Origin of the sequence: Stenotrophomonas sp. SrG (genome assembly GCF_050031795.1) — a bacterium.
Classification (GTDB): domain Bacteria; phylum Pseudomonadota; class Gammaproteobacteria; order Xanthomonadales; family Xanthomonadaceae; genus Stenotrophomonas; species Stenotrophomonas rhizophila_A.
In genome coordinates this window covers 1-239 of sequence record NZ_JBNBBE010001105.1, presented here as the reverse complement: position 1 = coordinate 239, position 239 = coordinate 1, and the positions used below count along the sequence as shown (strand labels likewise).

Sequence of the window (239 nt, the reverse complement as noted above, 5' to 3'; positions counted from 1 at the left end):
AAGGCCGAGGCAATGGCCGCGCGCTGCGTTGCGACCAACCCGGACATCAGCGTTGTTGCGGTTGCTTCCTTCCTGACCGTGTCGAACATGGTCGAGCTGCCCGACCGCGACTTCGACCTGGTCATCGACGCCTGCGACAGCTTCCGGGTCAAGGTGGAAACCATTGCCTGGTGCCGCAGCCGCAAGCTGCCCATCCTCACCGTGGGCGCGGCCGGTGGCCGTACCGACCCGACCCTGGT

General features: G+C 66.5%; 1 protein-coding gene. It reads left to right on the top strand.

The window, feature by feature from the left end; all coding sequences use genetic code 11:
• The coding region (locus ACQG3P_RS22890; protein WP_426806329.1) for a ThiF family adenylyltransferase at window positions 1–239 on the top strand (239 nt) is incomplete at both ends.